Origin of the sequence: Hymenobacter jeollabukensis (genome assembly GCF_005771675.1) — a bacterium.
Taxonomy (GTDB): Bacteria; Bacteroidota; Bacteroidia; order Cytophagales; family Hymenobacteraceae; genus Solirubrum; species Solirubrum jeollabukense.
Genome location: NZ_VAJM01000019.1, coordinates 17150 through 35881 on the forward strand (window position 1 = coordinate 17150; position 18732 = coordinate 35881).

Below are 18732 nucleotides of genomic sequence, written 5' to 3' on the forward strand. Positions count from 1 at the left end.
GGGTTTCTGCCAGTTAGGTCGTCGTGCCGCGAGAGGAAAGATTGCCGCGCTTCGCTCGCAATGACTACCAGTGAACCGTTGCTCGGCTACTCCGCCAGCAGCTGCGCTACCGTCTTCTCGAATTCCGCCTTTTCCTGCTCGTAGTACTTGCCGGTGCCGGGGCCCGAGAAGCCGGTGTGCACCTTGCGCACCTCACCCTTCTTATCCAGGAATATGGTGGTGGGGAAGGCCAGCACCTTGGCCAGCTGGGGCAGCGCCTTGCTGGCCGAGTCCTTGTTGGCCACGCCCGCCACGGCAATGTCGTAGCCGATGTTCATGCGCTGCTTCATCTTCAGCAGCTTCTGCGACGCGAGTTTCTGGTCGGGCGTGCGCTCGAAGCCCAGGCCGATGATTTCCACTCCGCGCTGCTTGTTCTGCTCGTACCAGGGCGCCAGGAAGTTCGTCTCGTCCATGCAGTTGGGGCACCAGGAGCCCAGCACCTGCACCACCACCACCTTGCCCTGGTACTTCGGGTCGGTGGGGGAGATGCTGCCGCCCTCCATGATGCTCGGAAACTTGAAGTCCAGCCGCTTCTGCCCCGGTTTCAGGCCGGTCAGCGCGTTGGCGTCGGGCAGCTTGGCGTTGGGGTTACCCTTGGCCGTCCATGTCTCGTGGCCTGACTTGCCGCTATAGAAGTGGCCCTTAAATTCTCCCAGCCTAGGATTCTTAGACGTTACTCCATCAAATAAAAACGCGTGACTTCCATCGAAAGTAGACAGCATGATATGTGTGCCATCATTGCGCGCCACTAAGTTCCCAGCTAAGTAGCGGTAATCACCGGTAGTAGTTAGGAAGGTGCCGGTCGATTTGTTAGCACTGTCAATAGTGCCAATGTTGAATATGCCTACAGCTGGGTAAGACTCGCCTTGATCATCTGTGAATTGAACGCTATAGGTCAACTCCTTCATGGCGTCTTTAACCTCTGTCGCCAGCTTATATCCCTGCTCAGTCCCGCTGTCAGTAAATAATGGCTGCTCCCCCTTCGTCGCGCTGAACGCCACCCGGTACGGCTCTTTCGCGTCGTACTTCACCCAGGCGCCCTTGAGCTTGTCGGCCCCGTCGGCCCGCACCACCAGCGCCGCGTCGAACACGCCCAGGCGGATGGTGGTCGAGTCGCCGGCCGTGGTTATTTCGTCCAGCTTCAGCCGCTCCTCCCCGTTACGCAGCGTCACGGTGGGCTTGCCGCCGTCGGTGGCCACGTCGAAGAGGAACGGTATTTCCTGGCCCTGAGCCGACAGCACGCCGCGCCAGGTGCCGGCCGTCAACACCGACCCAGCGGCGGCCGTGGCGCCACCTTCGGAGGCAGTGGCGTTTTTGTCACCGCCTGAGTTACAGGCGCTCAGCAGGGTGGTGAGCAGGGTGGCGCTGCCCAGGAGCAGGCGGCCCGAAACGAAAGGAAAAGTCATCTGTTACTAAGGTAGATGGGCGCAAAAAGACCCGAAAAAGTACACTCCGCTGCCGACCCCAATGGTCGAACCCGCGTACAACCTTGCGGCGAATATAAAGTTTGCCGGCCGGTGAGGCGGGGCCTATATTTGCGCCTTAGCCGCTTTAGGCTTGGTTTTGTCACCCTTTTCCCGCTGATATCCCATGGCGTTTGACCTGGAAATGATCAAGACCGTGTACAACGGTCTGGGCGAGCGAGTAGAAGCTGCCCGCCGCGTAGTGGGCCGCCCCCTCACGCTGGCCGAAAAAATCCTATACGCCCACCTCTACAACGGCGCGCCCGACCAGTCTTTCGAGCGCGGCGTTTCCTACGTTGACTTCGCCCCGGACCGCGTGGCCATGCAGGACGCCACCGCCCAGATGGCCCTGCTGCAGTTCATGCAAGCCGGTAAAGTGAAAGTGTCGGTGCCCTCCACGGTGCACTGTGACCACCTGATCCAGGCCAAAGAAGGCGCCGCCGAAGACCTGGCCATTGCCAACTCGGAAAACAAGGAGGTCTACGACTTCCTGGCCTCGGTGTCCAACAAATATGGCATCGGCTTCTGGAAGCCCGGCGCCGGCATCATCCACCAGGTGGTGCTCGAAAACTATGCCTTCCCCGGCGGCATGATGATCGGGACCGACTCGCACACCCCCAACGCGGGCGGCCTCGGCATGCTGGCCATCGGCGTGGGCGGTGCCGATGCCGTGGACGTCATGGCCGGCATGGCCTGGGAGCTGAAATTCCCGAAACTCATCGGCGTGAAGCTGACCGGCAAGCTGTCGGGCTGGGCTTCGCCGAAAGACGTGATTCTGAAAGTCGCCGGCATCCTGACGGTGAAAGGCGGCACCGGCGCCATCGTCGAGTACTTCGGCGAGGGTTCCGAAAACATGTCGTGCACCGGCAAGGCCACCATCTGCAACATGGGCGCCGAAATCGGGGCTACCACCTCGGTATTCGCCTTCGACCAGTCGATGGTGACCTACCTGGCCGGCACCGGCCGCCAGGAAATTGCCGATGCTGCCAACGCCGTGGCCGCGCACCTGCGCCCCGACCCGGAAGTGTACGCCGATCCGGCTACCTACTACGACCAGCTCATCGAAATCAACCTCTCCGAGCTGGAGCCGCACGTCAACGGCCCCTTCACCCCGGACGCCGCCTGGCCGATTTCGCAGTTTGCCGCCGCCGTTAAAGAGCACGGCTGGCCCGAGAAGCTGGAAGTAGGCCTGATCGGCTCGTGCACCAACTCGTCGTACGAGGACATCACCCGCGCCGCTTCCATCGCCGAGCAAGCCGTGTCGAAAGGACTGGCCGTCAACGCGGAATTTACCGTGACGCCCGGCTCGGAGCTGGTGCGCTACACCGTGCAGCGCGACGGTCTGCTCGACACCTTCGCCCAGATGGGCGGCGTGGTGCTGGCCAACGCCTGCGGCCCGTGCATCGGCCAGTGGGCCCGCCACACCGACGACCCCAAGCGCCGCAACTCGATCATCACCTCGTTCAACCGCAACTTCGCCAAGCGCAACGACGGCAACCCGAACACCCACGCCTTCGTGGCCTCGCCCGAAATCGTGACGGCCTTCGCCATTGCCGGCGACCTGACCTTCAACCCGCTGACCGACACCCTGACCAACAAGGACGGCCAGCAGGTGAAGCTCGACGAGCCGCACGGCGTGGATATGCCGCCCCGCGGCTACGCCGTGGAAGACGCCGGCTACCAGGCCCCGGCCGAGGACAGTTCCTCGGTGCAGGTGCTGGTCGACCCGAACTCCGACCGCCTGGAGCTGCTGGAGCCCTTCAAACCCTGGGAAGGCACCGATCTGACGGGCCTGCGCCTGCTGATCAAAGCCCAGGGCAAATGCACCACCGACCACATTTCGATGGCCGGCCCCTGGCTGAAGTACCGCGGCCACCTCGACAACATCTCGAACAACATGCTGATCGGCGCCACCAACGCCTTCAACGGCGAAGCCAACAGCGTGCGGGATTACGTGGCCCAGGGTGAGTCGTACAACGCCGTGCCGCAGGTTGCCCGTAACTACAAGTCGATGGGCATCGGCACCATCGTGGTCGGCGACGAAAACTACGGCGAAGGCTCCTCGCGGGAGCACGCCGCCATGGAGCCCCGCCACCTGGGCGTGCGCGCCATCCTGGTGAAGTCGTTTGCCCGTATCCACGAGACGAACCTGAAGAAGCAGGGCATGCTGGCCCTGACCTTCGCCAACAAGGCCGACTACGACCTGATCGAGGAAGGCGACACGGTGGACATCATCGGCCTGACCGCGTTTGCCCCCGGCAAGCCCCTGCAGATCCGCCTGCACCACGCCGACGGCGACACGGACCTCATCACGGTGAACCACACCTACAACGAGGGCCAGATCGAGTGGTTCAAAGCCGGCTCGGCCCTGAACCTGATCCGCCTGCAGCAGTCGGCCCAGCCAGTAGCTTAGGCTGCCAAGAGGCTACAAGCAGAAACCGGCCGCTTCCCGCGAGGGAGGCGGCCGGTTTTGCGTTGTGGCAGATCCGGTTATAAGAACATGATGACGGTCCTGCTCGGACCTTCGTCCACGGGGCCAGGCTAGCCTTGCATCTGCACTTACATCAGCCACGGCGTGCAGTAAGCTGGCCATTAGGGCGGCCTGTGGAGCAATCTGTTGCTGGCCGACGAGTTAGGCTGTACGGGGTTGCCCCGACCACCAGGGGCGGGAGGCCAGCTGGTTAGTTAGGTGTCGAAACGGGCCGTGGTTCGATAACTACTTCGTATAGCTTGGTCGTCAGATTCAGGTGAAATTCCATCGTTACCTTTTCCCCCCTCCACACCGTTCTTGTGCTTCGGTTGAACTCATCCGGCTCCGACTTGCCAGGGCCATACGAAGCCGTGAGGGCTTTCAAAACGGCGGCAGCATATTTTTCCCTTTCTAAGGAAGATATGGTCATGTCTATCTTATCTAGCTTGCCCTTGCGGTAGTAGTAGGTGATATTTACTAGTTCTGCCCCTGGAAATGCCTGCTTATCGCCGCGCCGTGTATACAATTGGTGCTTATACCCGTCCAGGTATAACTGCATTTCTGGATGCACACTGAGGTCAGTGCCAAAAACCACGTCACGAAAGCCATTCTGGGCATCTAGATCAGCCACCGACTGTGCTTTTAGTCCTAAAGCGACAACCATGAGGAAGAGCGTGAGGAGTACTTGTTTTTTCATGAGGACAAGAATTGCGTTGCGGAGAAAAGGGGGAGGACGTTACGGATGGCTGTTCGGGAATTAACTATCCCTGGAGCTGACAAAGCGTGCGCGAAAATCTGCTACTTTCGATTCGGAAGTATAGCAAATCTACTGAATGCCCATTAGCCACGAATGACTACGTTTGGGATGCTGAGAGCATGTTAGTGTAGCCCTCACCCGGATTCCCACTCATCATCTGCAAAGTAGATTATCTACTGCTGAAGACCGGGGGGAGGACCCGGTGCGCATTGAGTACGTGGCCACCGACTACGCACCCATCCTGAAACAGGTGATGTTGATGCTGCACGACTGGGGCGTGAACTACCGCAAGCAGGTCTTCGACCACTAGCTGGTGGAAGCGGTTTTCCAATGCCTATTCTGCGTATGCTGCGTTATTTACTGGTTCTACCGCTGCTGCTGGCCGGCTTCAGGGTCCAAGCCCAGCACGAATACCTTATTGATGACTTCTCGCCGCAGTATGTCGCGCGCATCCACGTCGACAACGACACCAGCGGCGTTGGCTGGATAGCCGTGTACGACCAGACCAAGCAGGCGCTGATAAAACTGGAATCGACGGAGCTGTACGTGGAGCCGGATTATCGGCGGCCCGGTGCTGCCGCCACCCGGCTGCCTTACGCCGAGCAAAACTGGTTGATCAGCAAGGATTTCAACTTCGACGGGCGCAAGGACCTGGCCATTCAGGACGGACACAACAGCTGCCGCGGCAACGTGTCCTTTCAGGTGTACCTGGCAACGCCCACCGGTTTCGCGCACAGCGAAGCCTTTACCGACCTGGCGCAGAATTATTGCGGCATGTTCGAGGTGGACGCCGCGCGGAAGCGAATCAGCGTGCAGCAAACCGGCTCCTGGGGCGGGGAAGAAACCCAGTTCAGCGTGCGAAACAACGAGCTGATGGTGGTGAGCCGCTACCGGGAAGACCAGTCGCAGGACCCCTTCGTGACGTACTCCCGGGAGGAGTGGAACGGCCGCCGCCTAGTGTCGACGGAGTGGCGGGAACTGTACCCCAGCGGCGAGGAGGAAATCTGCTCGTTTCAGCTGGCCGAAAACGGCAAGCGGGTCGTCCTGTTCGCCCGGGATTCCACCACGCTGTACTACGCGCTGCTGCGCAAGGATGAAAGCGTGGAGTTCAGCTACCCGGCGCTCCAGGCAGAGGGAGCCCAGCCCTTCACGCTGCACAAAACGGGCAATGGCCTGATCCTGCGTTTCCAGAACGGCTCGGCCCGGTACGAAATCCGCGAAACGGCGGGTGGTGCGCTGTTGGTAACGGCCCGAATCGGGGCCAAAACGCTGAATATGAGCGGCGCGGAACAGGGCAAAAAGGGTAGCCTCAAAGCTCTGCTTACCGCCGAGCTGGAAAACCTGACGCGGCAGCCGTAGGCCCGCCGCCGGCGAACTGCCGAGGGGCGTCGTAGCTTCGCGTTTTCGGCTGGTATGGATTTTCTCTCGGTTTCAGGCATCAATTTTCAGGAAGCAGGCGCCAACGGCCTGCGCGACATCAGTTTTCGGCAGCGGCGCTTCCAGAAAATAGCCGTGGCCGGCGAAACCGGCGCGGGCAAAAGCACGCTGCTGCAGATCATTGCCGGGCTCACCGCCCCCTCGGCCGGCACGGTGCACTTCGAGGGGCAGCTGGTGGAAGACCCGCACGAAAAGCTGATTCCGGGCCACCCGGGCATTGCCTACCTCACCCAGCAGTTTGAGCTGCCCAAGTTTCTGCGCGTGGAGCAGGTGCTGCGCTACGCCGACAAGCTCGGGCCCGGCGAGGCCGCCGCGCTCTACGAGCTGTGCCAGATCGACCACCTGCTGCCGCGCAAAACCAACCAGCTCTCGGGCGGGGAGCGGCAGCGCATTGCCCTGGCCCGGCTGCTGCTCGGCGCCCCGCGCCTGCTGCTGCTCGACGAGCCCTTTTCCAACCTCGACAGCGCCCACAAGCAGACGCTGAAAACCGTGCTGCGCGACGTGGGCGAGCAGCTCGACCTGAGCTACCTGCTCGTCTCCCACGACCCACTCGATACCCTGTCGTGGGCCGATGAAATCCTGGTGCTGCAGGCCGGGCGCGTGGTGCAGCAGGGGCCGCCCGAGCAGCTCTACCGCCAGCCCCGCAGCGAGTACGTGGCCGCCCTCTTCGGCGACTACAACCTGCTGCCCGGCGCGGCGGCGCGGCCCTTCGTGGCGCCGGGCGAGGTCAAGAAAGGCCAGCGCCTACTGGTACGCCCCGAGGATTTTCGGCTCGCCGGGCCCGAATCCGGGGTACCGGGTACGGTGCAGGATGTACGGTTTTTCGGCAGCTACTACGAGCTGCTGGTGCAGCTGGCGGGCGGCCTGGCCGTGCGCCTGCGCACCACCGAGCGCGGCCTGGCACCGGGCACGCGGGTAGGCGTGAGCGTGGTGGCCGGAGGCGGCTGGCCGCTGTAGCGGCAGAACCGGGGCGGCGCCGGGCCGTACAGCAAAAGCAGCCGGCTTCAATCCGAACGGCCCTCACGCTTTTTCCTCCTCACGCCATGACACCCGACCCCGCAGCATCCGACAGCATCCCCAACGAAGCCGACGAGGCCGCCGCCCGCCGCAGCGAGCAGCCCGTCGACCACGGCACCGGCTCCGACGAGTCGGCGCCCGTCATCACCCAGGGCCACATGGGCGACGGCAGCGGCCAGCGCGGCAGCTACGGCGACAGTGACCAGACCAACGGCATGGAAGGCAACCGGGAGCAGCCCAAACCGGAGTAGCATCCTGCCTAAAGCCAGACCAAACAACGCAGGGCCGCTTCCCGGGAAGCGGCCCTGCGTTGTTTCAAAAGAACGGTGGCGCCGGGCTACAGCGTAGCTACCTGCGTGGCGCGCGTTTCGCGCGGTTTCTGGACTATGTAGTAATACGCCAGCACCAGCAAGCCCAGGGTAAACGGGATGATGGCCAGGTGCTTGCCCGTGATGCCGTGGCCGAACTGCACGGTGTCGAAGCCGAAAAACTCGCTGATCATCCAGTAGGAGTTGGCCGAAATCCAGAACACGATGGCCAGGTTGTGGGCCAGCTCGGAGGCCAGGTGCCGGGTGCGCCAGGCAATGGCCAGCGTGGGCACTATCATGGTCAGGCCCAGCGGCTTCCAGATCATGCACCAGCCTACGTCCTTGAGCAGCCAGAAGACGATGTGCAGGTTTTCCATGCGGCGGAAAGACGCCGGAATGGCGTAAATCGGGTCGTTGGCAGCCGGTTGCATTGCAGGTAAGGTAAGAGAGAAGCCAAAAATACACGCCGAGCTTCTGCCTGCGTTGCCCGCCACGCTTTTTTGTCGTTGCTGCACCACGGGCTGATTGGCAGCGGCGCCGGGTACGGCAGCCGGATAATTTCGTGGCCGATGACTACCGCCGGGCTTGGCCGTTCGCCGTATGAGGCCCAGCCGGCCGCGGCAAACCGGCCGATTCTGCAATGACCAACCCCTTACGCAAAGCGGCCAAAGCCACGGCCTACGCCGGCGGCGGCCTGCTCGGCGCCCTGGCCCTGTACGGGCTGGCGGCCCTCACTCTCTCACGCATTCCGGTGCGCCGCCGCCCACCCGACGGCCCCGAAGTGGTCGAATGCTTCATTCTCTCCAACGGCGTGCACACCGACCTCGTGGTGCCCGTGCGCCATGCGCAGATGGACTGGAGCCGCCTGATTGCCTACGCCGACACGCCCGCCGCCGACCCCACCATGGACTACCTCGGCTTCGGCTGGGGCGACAAGGGCTTCTATCTGAACACGCCCACCTGGGCCGAGCTGCAGCCCCGCGTGGCCTTCGAGGCCATGTTCTGGCTGAGCACCACCGCTATGCACGCCACCTTCCACCACCGCCCCCCCGAAGGCCCCGAGTGCGTGCGCATCACCCTCACCCGCTCCGAGTACAACCGGCTGATCCGCTTTATCCTGGCCAGCTTTGAGCTGGACCGGCGCGGCCGGGCCCGGCACATCGAAGGCCACAGCTACGGGCGCTACGACGCGTTTTACGAAGCCCAGGGCACCTACAACCTCTTCTACACCTGTAACTCCTGGGCCAACGCCGCCCTGAAAGCCGCCGGGCAGCGCGCCGCCCTCTGGACGCCCTTCGACCAGGGCATTTTCCGGCATTACCGATAGGGGCCGCCGCGGGCTTGGCTTTGTGGTGCGGGGCGGCGTATTTGCCGCTCCTCTTTCGCCCGCCATGCCCACCATCTTCACCCACGCCCTTGTGGCCGCCGGCCTCGGCCGTATCAGTCACGCCCGGCGGCAGCCTGCCCGCTTCTGGTGGCTCACGGCCCTGTGCGCCATCCTGCCCGATTTCGATGCCGTCACCTTCCGGCTGGGCATTCCCTACGCGAGCATGTGGGGGCACCGCGGCTTCACCCACTCCCTGGTATTCGCGGCCCTCACGGGGCTGCTGATGGCCTACGCCCTCTGGCCCCGTTCCGATGCCCGGCCGCGCGCGCCGCTGGCGCTGTGGTTTGCCCTGGCCACGGCCACGCACCCCCTGCTCGACATGCTCACCAACGGCGGCCTTGGGGTGGCGCTGCTGGCGCCGTTCAGCGCCGAGCGATTTTTTCTGCCCTGGCGGCCGGTGCGGGTGTCGCCGGTAGGCGGCGGGTTTTTCTCGGCCCGCGGCGTGGCCACGCTGCTAAGCGAGTTCAAGTGGCTCTGGCTGCCCACCTTGCTGGCCGTAGTGGCCGCGCAGTTAGGGCGCCGCCGAGCTTGACTAAAACGGTGAGCCGGCCCGGGGGCTACAAAAGGAAACGGCCGCTGCGGGCGGCCGGACAAGGGTTGGAGTAAGGAGGAAAGGGGGTTAGTTCAGCCACACTTCCGCCAGCGGCTCGAAGCGGCGGGCGGCAAAGGCGCCGTACGGACGCTCGGCGTAGAAGCCGAGCACGTGCACCTGCGGCAGGCCGGTGCGGGCGTTGGTGCGGTATTCTACCGGGTACACCTGCCCCGCCAGGGGCCAATCACCGATGTGGTCGGTGGGGCGGCTGGTGGCGTCCACGCAACGGGCATACTGCTGGACGGGGAGGGGAGTTGGAAGCTGACTCTTCTTCGTTCTGCGCATATCCAAAAATACGGATATTTGGTAACAACTAAAAAAATTAGGTAGAAATAAAGGAAGATTTTTTCTCGATTAACTCGTTTTTAATGGGATGAAAAACAGATGAAGTTGGGATTTGTAGAAAAAAAGTCAACTGTCGCGGAACTATTCAAGCGGCCTTTGAAAACCAATTACTAAAATTATTAGTAAATAGCGGCGTCGGCGGCGCAACTGCGCGGGTCGGCCCGCTCTATGATGCGCATTACCCCCTTTTCCGTTGGTACCGATTGGGCCGGTCAAACCCTGCCGCTCTTTGCCTGCGCCGTGCCCGCGGGCTTCCCCTCGCCGGCCGACGACCACCTCGACGCGCCCATCAACCTGCACGAAATGCTCTTCACGCATCCCGCCTCCACCTTTCTGGCCCGCGTGTCGGGCGACTCCATGACCGGCGCCGGCATCCGCCACGACGATATCATTGCCGTCGACCGGGCCCTGCAGCCTCAGGACGGCAGCATCGTGGTGGCCGTGCTCGACGGGGAGCACACCGTGAAGCGCCTGCGCCGCCTGGGCGAGCAAACCTGGCTGGAGCCCGACAACCCGCGCTACCCCATCATCCGGCTCAACGAGGGCTGCCAACTGGTGATTTTCGGCGTGGTCACGCACGTCATCCACTCCTTCCGCGACCGGAAAGCGCGGGCCGTACCTACGGCCGCCCGGCCGCGCAAACGCCCCTGACGGCCATGATTGCGCTGGTCGATTGCAACAACTTCTACGTGTCGTGCGAGCGGGTTTTTCAGCCGCAGCTGGAAGGGCGGCCGGTGGTGGTGCTCAGCAACAACGACGGCTGCCTGATTTCGCGCTCCGACGAGGCCAAGGCCCTGGGCTTCGCGATGGGAGAGCCGTACCACCTGGCCCGGCCGCGGCTGCAGCAGCACGGCGTGCACGTGTTTTCCTCGAACTATGCCCTCTACGGCGACATGTCGCGCCGGGTACTGCGGGTACTCAGCGAGTTCACGCCCGAAGTCGACGTGTACTCCATCGACGAGGCTTTCCTGAACCTGAGCGGCATGCAATACTGCGCCGACGCAGGCTTGGACGCCTATGCCCAAGCCATTCGGAATACTGTCCAGGAGCACGTCGGCATTCCGACGGCCGTGGGCGTGGCCCCGACCAAGACGCTGGCCAAGCTGGCCAACCGTCTGGCCCGCCGACAGCCGCCGACGCAGCGCGTGCTGGTGTTGGCCACGGAAGAGCAGCGCTGGGCCGCCCTCAGCCAAACGGCCATTGCCGACGTGTGGGGCATCGGCCGCCGCTACGCGCCGAAGCTGATGGGGGCGGGCGTGCAGACCGCCGCCGACCTGGCCGAAGCCTCCGAAAGCTGGGTGCGGCGCCACCTGGGCGGGGTGGTGGGCGTGCGGCTGTGGCGGGAGTTGCGCGGGCAAATCTGCCTGGACTTCGACCCGGCCGAGCTGGCCGCCGAGCCCGGGCAGCCCACCCCGGGCCGACACAGCGTGACGTGTACGCGCTCCTTCGGGCAGCCCCAACGTTCCTTCGCGGCGCTGAGCGAAGCCGTGGCCACCTTCACCAGCCAGGCCGCCGAGAAGCTACGCCGCCACGGCCTGGCCGCGCACGTGCTCACCGTGCTGCTGGGCACCGACAAATACGCCCCCGGCAGCGGCCCGCGCACCCACACGGCCGTGGTGACATTGCCCACCGCCACAAGCGACACGGGCGAGCTAATCGGGGTGGCGCTGCAGAAGCTGCGCCAGCTGGTGCGCCCCGGCACGGCCTACCACCGGGCGGGCGTGACGCTGAGCGGCCTGGAGCCGGCCGGGCAGGCGCAGCTGAGCATGTTTGGGCACTCGGCCGAGCAGCTGCAGCAGCGCCAGCAGCTCATGGCCCGCCTCGATGCCCTGAATGCCCGCTTCGGGCGCGGCACCGTGCGCCACGCCGCCACCGGCGCCGGGGACAAGCTCTGGCGAGGGCGGCGCAACATGATGTCGGCGCTGTATACCACCGACTGGCAGCAGCTGTGGGCGGTGCGCAGCTAGGCAACGGTCAGTTGAGGGAAGGCGCTGGTCTGATGGTGTTTACCGCTGCACCACCACGCGGCGTATTTCCGCGCCAGCAGCCGAGCTGAGGCGGAGCGAGTAGACGCCCGGGGCCACGCCGCTAAGGTCTAGCTCATTGCTGGCGGCTGGCACGGCCCAGCTGCCTGCCCTGCGGCCCAGGGCATCGAGCAATTCCACGCGGCGGGCGGGGCTTGCCGTCGGCAGTACCACGCGCAGGCGGCCGGTGGTGGGATTGGGATACACCTGCCACGCCAGGGGCGCGGCGGCCGCGCGCGTCGGCAGCACCTGTAGGTAGCGAATCTGGGCGGCGTCGGCGGCGTCTTGCAGTTGGGTGAGCGAAGGCGCGGCCAGCACGGCAAAGGCTACGACCACGGAGTCGCCGGGGGCGAGGCGGCCCAGCGCGGCGCCGACTACGTGCGACACGTCGGAGCCCACGGAGCCGCCGGCGGTGCGCTGCCGGGCGCGGTTGTTGAGGGTGAGAAACTTCTCGGCCGAGGAAAATCCGTCGCCGAAGTACACCGGGGCGGTGCTGCCGGCGGCGTTGTTGAGGGCGTAATACGAGGCCACGGCGCGGGTATCGGGCCGCAGCAGCCGCACGCCGGCGTAGAGCGTGGCGGCGGCGGGCTGGGCGGCGTTGGCCACGTAGCCAAGCAGGCGCGTCGAGTCCCAGGCGGCCACGTTGCGGGCGGCTTCGGCGGGCAGGTCCCAGTCCATGAACAGGCCGGCGTGCAATGGCTTGAGCGTATCGGCCGAGGCGTTGCGCACGGTGTACTCCACGATGGCGTAGTCACGGTCGGCGGCCGGGGCAGCGTAGGCCAGGGCCCGCTGCCGCACCCGCACGCCCAGGGTGCGGCCCCGGCTCAGGCTGGGCAAGGAATCCTGAAACATGCCGGCGGCCTGCTGGTCGGCCGTGGCCAGGGGCAGCAGGCGAATGGCCTGGCGGGTGAAGAAATCGTAGTCGGAAGTGTAGAGCGGGGCGCTGCGCAGGCGGTCCATCACCTTGGTGGGGCCCGTGGCTACCATCAGCCCGCCTTCCGAGAGCAGCACCGCCGAGTTGCGGTAGGTGATGCTGGCCCCGATTTCGTTGTTGGTGCCCTCGTAGCCGAGGTTGCCGCGGCTGGTCACCGTCAGGTGCAGGTCGTTGGCCGTCAGCACCACGTAGTCCGGGTTCAGCTCCACGAGGACGTACTGATCATCCTGGTAGCCGCCGGCGGCCGTGAAGCGGCAGCGCAGCACCCCGCGGGTGTTGACGGGCGTGCCGGCCGCCACGCGCAGCTGCACCGGCGCCAGCGCGGTGCCGCCGGTAGCCAGGCTGCCAAGGGTATTCGGGCCGCTGGTCACCGTCAGCTCGGGCGTGAGTGAGGTGACGGTGAGCGTGAGGCCCTGCACCGGCAGCAGCAGGTTTTCGGCCGTGAGGGTGAGGCGAGCGGTATCGGCGGGCAGCAGGCGCGCCCGGCTCAGGCGCTGCGCGCGGATGCGCACGGCCTGCTGGTTCGGGCCCAGGCTCAGGGCGCGGCGCACGTTGAGGCGGCCCGAGCCGAGGCGGCCGGGAATGGTGGTGTTGCCCGTCACGGCGTAGATGTCATCGGTGGTGCGGCGCAGCACGGCGGCCACCTGGGCGGCGTTCAGCTGCGGAAACCGGTGGCGCACCAGCCCGGCCGCCGCCGCCACGATGGGACAGGCGAAGGACGAGCCGCCCACGGCCACGTAGGCGCTGTCGTGGTCGGCCGAGGTGGTCAGAATCAGGTCACCGGGGGCCGAAAGCGTCACGCGGTAGCTGTACGTCAGCACCTGCCGGTCGGCGGGCGAGACGCCGGCCACCGAAATGACGTTGTCGTAGGAGGCGGGGTAGAAGTCCAGCTCGGCGTTGGCGTTGCCGGCGGCCACCACCACCACCGCGTCGCGGTTGAGGGCGGCGTAGTTGATGACGTCCTGCTCGTACTGCGACTTGCCCCCGGTGCCGCCCCACGACACGTTGATGATTTTGCAGCCGTGGTCGGCCGCGTACACGATGGCCTCGTAGCCGCCAAAGGCCCCGGCGGCGGTGCTCGGGTAGATTTTCAGCGGCAGGTAGCGGCAGTTGAAGCCCACGCCGGCCAGGCCCTTGCCATTGTCGGGGCGGGCCACGGCGCAGCCGGCCACCAGCACGCCGTGCCCGCCGTAGGGCGGCCCCACGCTCGGGTCATTGTCGCGGTCGGCGGTGTCCCAGCCGCGGAAGTTGTCCACGTAGCCGTCGTTGTCGTTGTCGATGCCGTCGACGGGGTCGGCGTAGTTGAGCTTCACTTGTCCGCGCAAGTCCTGGTGGGTGAAGCGCGTGCCCGTGTCGGTAATGCCAATGACGATGGTGGAGTCGCCGCGGTCCAGGTCCCAGCCGCGGTAGGTCTGGGTTTTCTTCAGGTAATACTGCGTGGCCGCCTGGTTGACGATGGTCGAGTCCGAGAGCGGGTCGTTGGGCTGGTAGAGCGGGGCGCGCTGGTAGAGCGGCTCCACGTAGCTCACCAGCCCGGTGCTCAGCAGCAGCTGGCGCACCTTGCTCAGCGGCAGCCCGGGGGCGTAACGAAACTGGTAGATACCGCGCAGCTCCACGCTGCCGGGCTGTTTGGGGCTCGGGGCCAGGGCCCGCGGAAACTTCTGCTCCAGCCCGCTGGCCCCCAGCTGGCGCAACGCGGCGTCGAGCTGACCGATCTGCGCGCCCGCCGCCAGCCGCAGCACAGCCGTGCCGGGCAGGGTGGGGGAGGGCGCTACGCCGGCCGCCGAGGCCTGCGCGGTGGTGCTGAAAGCCAGCGGCAGGCAGGCGCAGGCGGCAAGTAACAGGCGTAGGAGTCGGTTCATCGAGGTAAGTGACGTGATAGGGCAGCGCGGACCTAACTACGTAAATTTAGCCCCGAGCCGGCATCGGCTCCGAACTTTTCGATCAACTTCGCTCCGCATTTCCCCAACCTCGGTTTATGACCGATACAACGCAGCACCAGGCCATCCTGGACCGCGCGGTGCAGGCCCTGCACCAGCGCACGTTCTTCGCCCCGTACCCCGAAAACCCCGCGCCCGAAGTGTACGGCGCCGAGGCCGACGCCCAGGGGCGCGCAGCCTTCACGGCCCGCCGCGGCCAGCCGTTCCAGGAGCTGCAGCAGGGCGAGCCGCAGGGCTGGGCCGGCCAGGAAGAGTCGCCCTACGAGCAGGCCGGGCTGGACATCAAATACCCCTTCTTCGCCCCCGAAACGCTGGTGCAGAACGCGCAGGCCGCCTTCGACGCCTGGCGCAAGGTGAAGCCCGCCGACCGCGCCGCCCTGCTCATCGAGAGCCTGGAGGGCATGAAGCAGCGCTTCTTCGAAATTGCCTACGCCACCATGCACACCACCGGGCAGGCCTACCTGATGTCGTTCCAGGCCTCGGGCCCGCACGCCGCCGACCGCGCCCTGGAAGCCATTGCCGCCGGCTACGAGGAACAGACGCGCTTCCCCGAGCAGGCGCGCTGGGACAAGCCCATGGGCAAGTTCACCATCAGCCTGAACAAGAGTTGGCGCCCGGTGCCCAAGGGCGTGGCCCTGGTCATCGGCTGCTCCACCTTCCCCACCTGGAACACGGTGCCCGGCATGTACGTCTCGCTGGTGACCGGCAACCCCGTCATCATCAAGCCCCACCCCAAGGCCGTGCTCCCCATTGCCATCGTGGTGGCGGAAGTGCAGAAGGTGCTGGTAGCTAAGGGGCTGCCCGCCGCCATCTGCCAGCTGGCCGTCGATGCCGACGACCACCTCATCACCAAGGAGCTGGCCGAAAACCCCGCGGTGAAGCTCATCGACTACACCGGCGGCACCGAGTTCGGCAACTACATCGAGGGCCTGCAGAGCAAGGGCAAAACCGTCTTTACCGAGAAAACCGGCGTCAACTCGGTTATCCTCGACTCCTGCGACGACCTCGACAAGGTGGCCCAGAACCTGGCCTTTTCCGTGAGCCTGTACTCGGGCCAGATGTGCACCGCCCCGCAGAACTTCTTCATCTCGGCCGCCGGCGTGAAGGTGGGCGACACCCTGGTGCCCTTCGAGGAAGTGACGCAGAAGCTGGCCGCCGCCGTGCAGGGCCTGGCTACCAACCCCAAGGCCGCCCCGCACGTGCTGGGCGCCATTCAGAACCCGGCTACGCATGAGCGCGTGGCGCAGATGGCCGACCGTGGCCACCGCTCGGTGCTGGCCCACGGCCCGGTGGAAAACCCGATGTTCCAGAACGCGCGCACCTGCTCGCCGGCCCTCTACGAGGTCGATGCCACGCAGAAGGAGCAGTTCAGCCAGGAGCTGTTCGGGCCCATCATGCTGGCCATCAAGACCAAGGATACGCACGAGAGCATCCGCCTGGCGGCCGAGCTGGCGCGGGAGCACGGCGCCATCAGCTGCGCGGCCTACACCACCGATGCCGCCATTAAGGAGGAAATCATGGACCAGATGAGCCTGGCGGGCACCGCCGTGAGCTTCAACCTGACCGGCGGCATCTACGTGAACCAGAACGCGGCCTTCTCCGACTTCCACGTAACCGGCGGCAACCCGGCCGGCAACGCTTCCTTCACCAACCCCGAGTTTGTGCTCAAGCGCTTCACCTGGGTAGGCTTCCGCGAGCCGGCGTAGGTCAATTAAAAATTGATAATTAAAAATGAAAAATGGACCGCCGGGCTTCCCTGGCGGTCCATTTTTCATTTTTAATTATCAATTTTTAATTGGAAGCCGCTTTGCGGCTGGCGTTGCCGTTGCTGTACTTGAACTTCTTACTGCCCTTCACGGTGCGAAACTGGTAAGGGTTGTTCGATTTCATGTCAAGACCCAGGCCCACGTTGCCGCCGCGGGTCTGCTTGTACTGCCGCTTGTCGTTGGCGCGGTCCGACCCGCGGTTTGAGACGGACTTGTAGTTGTGCGGGTTCTGCATGGCCGCGTCGCCGCGCGAGCAGGCAGTGCCGCTGAGCAGACAGCCCGCGGCCAGGAGGTATAGTAGAGGTTTCATGGTGGAGGCAGAGAAAGTGAGAGAAGGGCGAAGTACCAATTTATCGGTTAGTTACCACGCCTTCCCTTTTACTGCATCCGGCCGGAAAAAGATATACCCGTCCGGGAAATATTGTGTGCCGACCCTGGAGGCAACGCTCAGACTGTCAGGCCCGGCGCAGCCAGCGCACCGGCGCGGCCTCCGGTACCACCAGCGTGGGAATGGGGCTGTGCAGCATGAGCTGGGCACTGGTGCTGGCCTCGAACTGCTCACCCGGCAGGGTGCGCTGCCGGGCCACAAACAGCAGCAGGTCGGCGTCGCAGGCTTGGACGAGCTGCAGAATGCCCCTTTCCACCGACGGATGGTAAGTGGTGTGCAGGGTGTGCGGCAGGTCGCCGAGCAGGCCGATTTCGGCGAAGCGGGCGAGCAGCGTGGCGGGGGCGGGCGGGGCCTCGCCGGCAGTGTACACGTGGATGCCCACGGTGGAAGGCGCCAATTGGGCCAATAGCCGCGTGGCGGCACGCCGGCCGCTGCCCAGGTACAGCACCCGCGTATCCTGGCGCAGGCTCAGCAGCAGCTCGGCCACGCGGCGGACGCTGCCGGGCAGACGCACGGCCTGCCCGTCGGTATCGAGCACCAGGCGCGTAGGCACTTCGGTGGTGGCGCCAAACGCGACGGGCACCACCAGCAGCGGATTCGGCAGCAGGCGGCAGAGGTAAAACAGCGGGTGCGCGGCCCGGGCATCCTCATCGGACGGGCGGCCTACCACCAGCACGTCGGCGGCGCCGGGGTGTAGGCACTGGGGTAGCTCGGTGGCTACGTCGCGGGTGATGAGCGTGAGGCGGCAGGGGCCCTGCGCGGCCAGCTCGGTGGCCTGGGTACACAGGCGGGCGGTGAGCTGCGCCGCCGAGAGGCCCGGCGGCAGCGGAAAGTGCGCGGCGGCCGCGTCGTGGGCCGCGGGCAGCACGGCCAGCAGGCGCAGCTCGGTCGGCTGCTGATGGCTGCGCAGGTGCCGAATCAGCGTCAGGGCATACGCCAGGGCATTGTCGGCGGCGGCCGAGCCGTTCATCAGTACGCTGAATGTTGTCATGGCCTGCAGCCACCGCCAAGGAGCTGCGGCAGCCACGCAAGGTACCAAAAAGCTACGCGGTGATTGTTAAAGTTATATTAAAAACAAGGTAATTTATAAAAAATCCTCCTAGAAGCTGAGCGCCTCGCGGAAGCGCGTGGATTGCTGCCGCGACACTTCTACTTCGCCGCCGCCGCGCAGCCGGATTTTCAGCGTGCTGCTAAACCAGGGCTCGATGTGCTCGACCCATTTCAGGTTGATGATCTGCTGGCGGTTGACGCGGAAAAATACCGCCGGGTCGAGGCGGGCTTCGAGCTGCTGCAGGGTGCGCGGAATGAGCGGGCGCACGTCGTGGAAATGCAGGCGGGTGTAGTTGTCGGCCACCTCCAGCAGGCGCACGTCCTGCAGGCGCACAAACCAGCACCGCTCGCCGTCCTTCACGAATACCTGGTCGGTTTCGCGCAGCAGCTCGCGGCTGGGGGCAGCGGGCTCGGTCGCGTCGGGGGCGTGGTCGGCCTGCAGGGCGGCGCGGGCCTTGGCCAGGGCGGCGGCCAGGCGCTGCTCGTCCACGGGCTTGAGCAGGTAGTCCAGCGCATTCACCTCGAAGGCCTGCACGGCGTACTGGTCGAAGGCGGTGGTGAAGACGACCTGAGGGGCGGCGCCCTCCAGGTCGGCCAGCAGCTCGAAGCCCGAGCGGCCGGGCATGTGAATGTCGAGCAGCAGCAGATCGGGCTGCAGCTCGGCCAGACGCAGCTGGGCTTCGTCGGCGTTGGCGGCCTCGCCCACCACGGTCACGTCGGGGTGGCGCTGCAGCAGGCGGCGCAGCTCTTGGCGGGCCAGGCGGGAGTCGTCGACTACGAGAACGTTCATGGAGTCAATGAGCAATGAATAATGA

The 18732-nt window shown here is 65.2% G+C and carries 17 protein-coding genes; 9 read left to right on the forward strand and 8 right to left on the reverse strand.

All coding sequences use genetic code 11. From position 1 onward, the window contains the following. Nucleotides 1-86 precede the first annotated feature (86 nt). Complete coding sequence (locus FDY95_RS24580) at nt 87-1445, reverse strand: TlpA family protein disulfide reductase (protein ID WP_138082147.1); 1359 nt, start codon at nt 1443-1445, stop codon at nt 87-89. 184 nt (nt 1446-1629) lie between these two features. Here FDY95_RS24580 and FDY95_RS24585 point away from each other — a divergent pair, with 184 nt between their 5' ends. Next, the gene (locus FDY95_RS24585) at nt 1630-3915 is read left to right on the forward strand and encodes an aconitate hydratase (RefSeq protein WP_138082149.1); all 2286 of its coding nucleotides are present in this window, start codon (nt 1630-1632) and stop codon (nt 3913-3915) included. 268 nt (nt 3916-4183) lie between these two features. Here the strand turns inward: FDY95_RS24585 and FDY95_RS24590 are convergent, their stop codons facing one another. After that, nucleotides 4184-4669 (reverse strand): hypothetical protein, encoded by a 486-nt coding sequence (locus tag FDY95_RS24590; RefSeq protein ID WP_138082151.1) that lies wholly within the window; start codon nt 4667-4669, stop codon nt 4184-4186. A gap of 405 nt (nt 4670-5074) precedes the next feature. Here FDY95_RS24590 and FDY95_RS24595 point away from each other — a divergent pair, with 405 nt between their 5' ends. The 3 genes from FDY95_RS24595 (at nt 5075) to FDY95_RS24605 (ending at nt 7434) form a co-directional block, all read left to right on the forward strand. After that, a complete protein-coding gene (locus FDY95_RS24595; protein ID WP_138082153.1) occupies nt 5075-6088 on the forward strand; it encodes an XAC2610-related protein in 1014 nt (337 codons plus the stop codon). Between the two features lie 54 nt (nt 6089-6142). Continuing rightward, nucleotides 6143-7123, forward strand: a complete 981-nt coding sequence (locus tag FDY95_RS24600) for an ABC transporter ATP-binding protein (RefSeq protein WP_138082155.1) — start codon at nt 6143-6145, stop codon at nt 7121-7123. Between the two features lie 86 nt (nt 7124-7209). After that, nucleotides 7210-7434, forward strand: a complete 225-nt coding sequence (locus tag FDY95_RS24605; protein WP_138082157.1) for a hypothetical protein — start codon at nt 7210-7212, stop codon at nt 7432-7434. 86 nt (nt 7435-7520) lie between these two features. On the opposite strand, the gene FDY95_RS24610 is transcribed toward FDY95_RS24605, so the two are convergent. Further along, entirely contained in the window at nt 7521-7922 is a 402-nt protein-coding gene (locus FDY95_RS24610) for a hypothetical protein (RefSeq protein ID WP_212744953.1), read from the reverse strand. 209 nt (nt 7923-8131) lie between these two features. On the opposite strand from FDY95_RS24610, the gene FDY95_RS24615 reads away from it, so the two are divergent. Then, a complete protein-coding gene (locus FDY95_RS24615) occupies nt 8132-8818 on the forward strand; it encodes a TIGR02117 family protein (protein ID WP_138082159.1) in 687 nt (228 codons plus the stop codon). Nucleotides 8819-8882: 64 nt separating this feature from the next. Then, the gene (locus FDY95_RS24620) at nt 8883-9410 is read left to right on the forward strand and encodes a metal-dependent hydrolase (RefSeq protein ID WP_138082161.1); all 528 of its coding nucleotides are present in this window, start codon (nt 8883-8885) and stop codon (nt 9408-9410) included. A gap of 87 nt (nt 9411-9497) precedes the next feature. Here FDY95_RS24620 and FDY95_RS24625 read toward each other — a convergent pair whose 3' ends face one another. Continuing rightward, complete coding sequence (locus FDY95_RS24625) at nt 9498-9692, reverse strand: hypothetical protein (RefSeq protein WP_138082163.1); 195 nt, start codon at nt 9690-9692, stop codon at nt 9498-9500. A gap of 291 nt (nt 9693-9983) precedes the next feature. Here FDY95_RS24625 and FDY95_RS24630 point away from each other — a divergent pair, with 291 nt between their 5' ends. Together FDY95_RS24630 and FDY95_RS24635 are read left to right on the forward strand one after the other, a co-directional pair. Next, the gene (locus tag FDY95_RS24630) at nt 9984-10466 is read left to right on the forward strand and encodes a LexA family protein (protein WP_212744954.1); all 483 of its coding nucleotides are present in this window, start codon (nt 9984-9986) and stop codon (nt 10464-10466) included. A 5-nt stretch (nt 10467-10471) separates the two neighbouring features. Further along, complete coding sequence (locus FDY95_RS24635) at nt 10472-11782, forward strand: Y-family DNA polymerase (protein WP_138082165.1); 1311 nt, start codon at nt 10472-10474, stop codon at nt 11780-11782. A gap of 39 nt (nt 11783-11821) precedes the next feature. Here the strand turns inward: FDY95_RS24635 and FDY95_RS24640 are convergent, their stop codons facing one another. Beyond that, a complete protein-coding gene (locus FDY95_RS24640; protein ID WP_138082167.1) occupies nt 11822-14635 on the reverse strand; it encodes a S8 family peptidase in 2814 nt (937 codons plus the stop codon). A gap of 116 nt (nt 14636-14751) precedes the next feature. Here FDY95_RS24640 and paaN point away from each other — a divergent pair, with 116 nt between their 5' ends. After that, entirely contained in the window at nt 14752-16419 is a 1668-nt protein-coding gene (paaN, locus tag FDY95_RS24645; protein WP_138082169.1) for a phenylacetic acid degradation protein PaaN, read from the forward strand. Between the two features lie 85 nt (nt 16420-16504). Here the strand turns inward: paaN and FDY95_RS24650 are convergent, their stop codons facing one another. The 3 genes from FDY95_RS24650 to FDY95_RS24660 form a co-directional block, all read right to left on the reverse strand. Further along, a complete protein-coding gene (locus FDY95_RS24650; RefSeq protein WP_138082171.1) occupies nt 16505-16789 on the reverse strand; it encodes a hypothetical protein in 285 nt (94 codons plus the stop codon). Between the two features lie 145 nt (nt 16790-16934). Then, the gene (locus FDY95_RS24655; protein WP_138082173.1) at nt 16935-17858 is read right to left on the reverse strand and encodes a universal stress protein; all 924 of its coding nucleotides are present in this window, start codon (nt 17856-17858) and stop codon (nt 16935-16937) included. Nucleotides 17859-17966: 108 nt separating this feature from the next. Continuing rightward, nucleotides 17967-18707, reverse strand: coding sequence for a LytR/AlgR family response regulator transcription factor (locus FDY95_RS24660; RefSeq protein ID WP_138082175.1), 741 nt, complete (start codon nt 18705-18707; stop codon nt 17967-17969). Between the last annotated feature and the right edge of the window lie 25 nt (nt 18708-18732).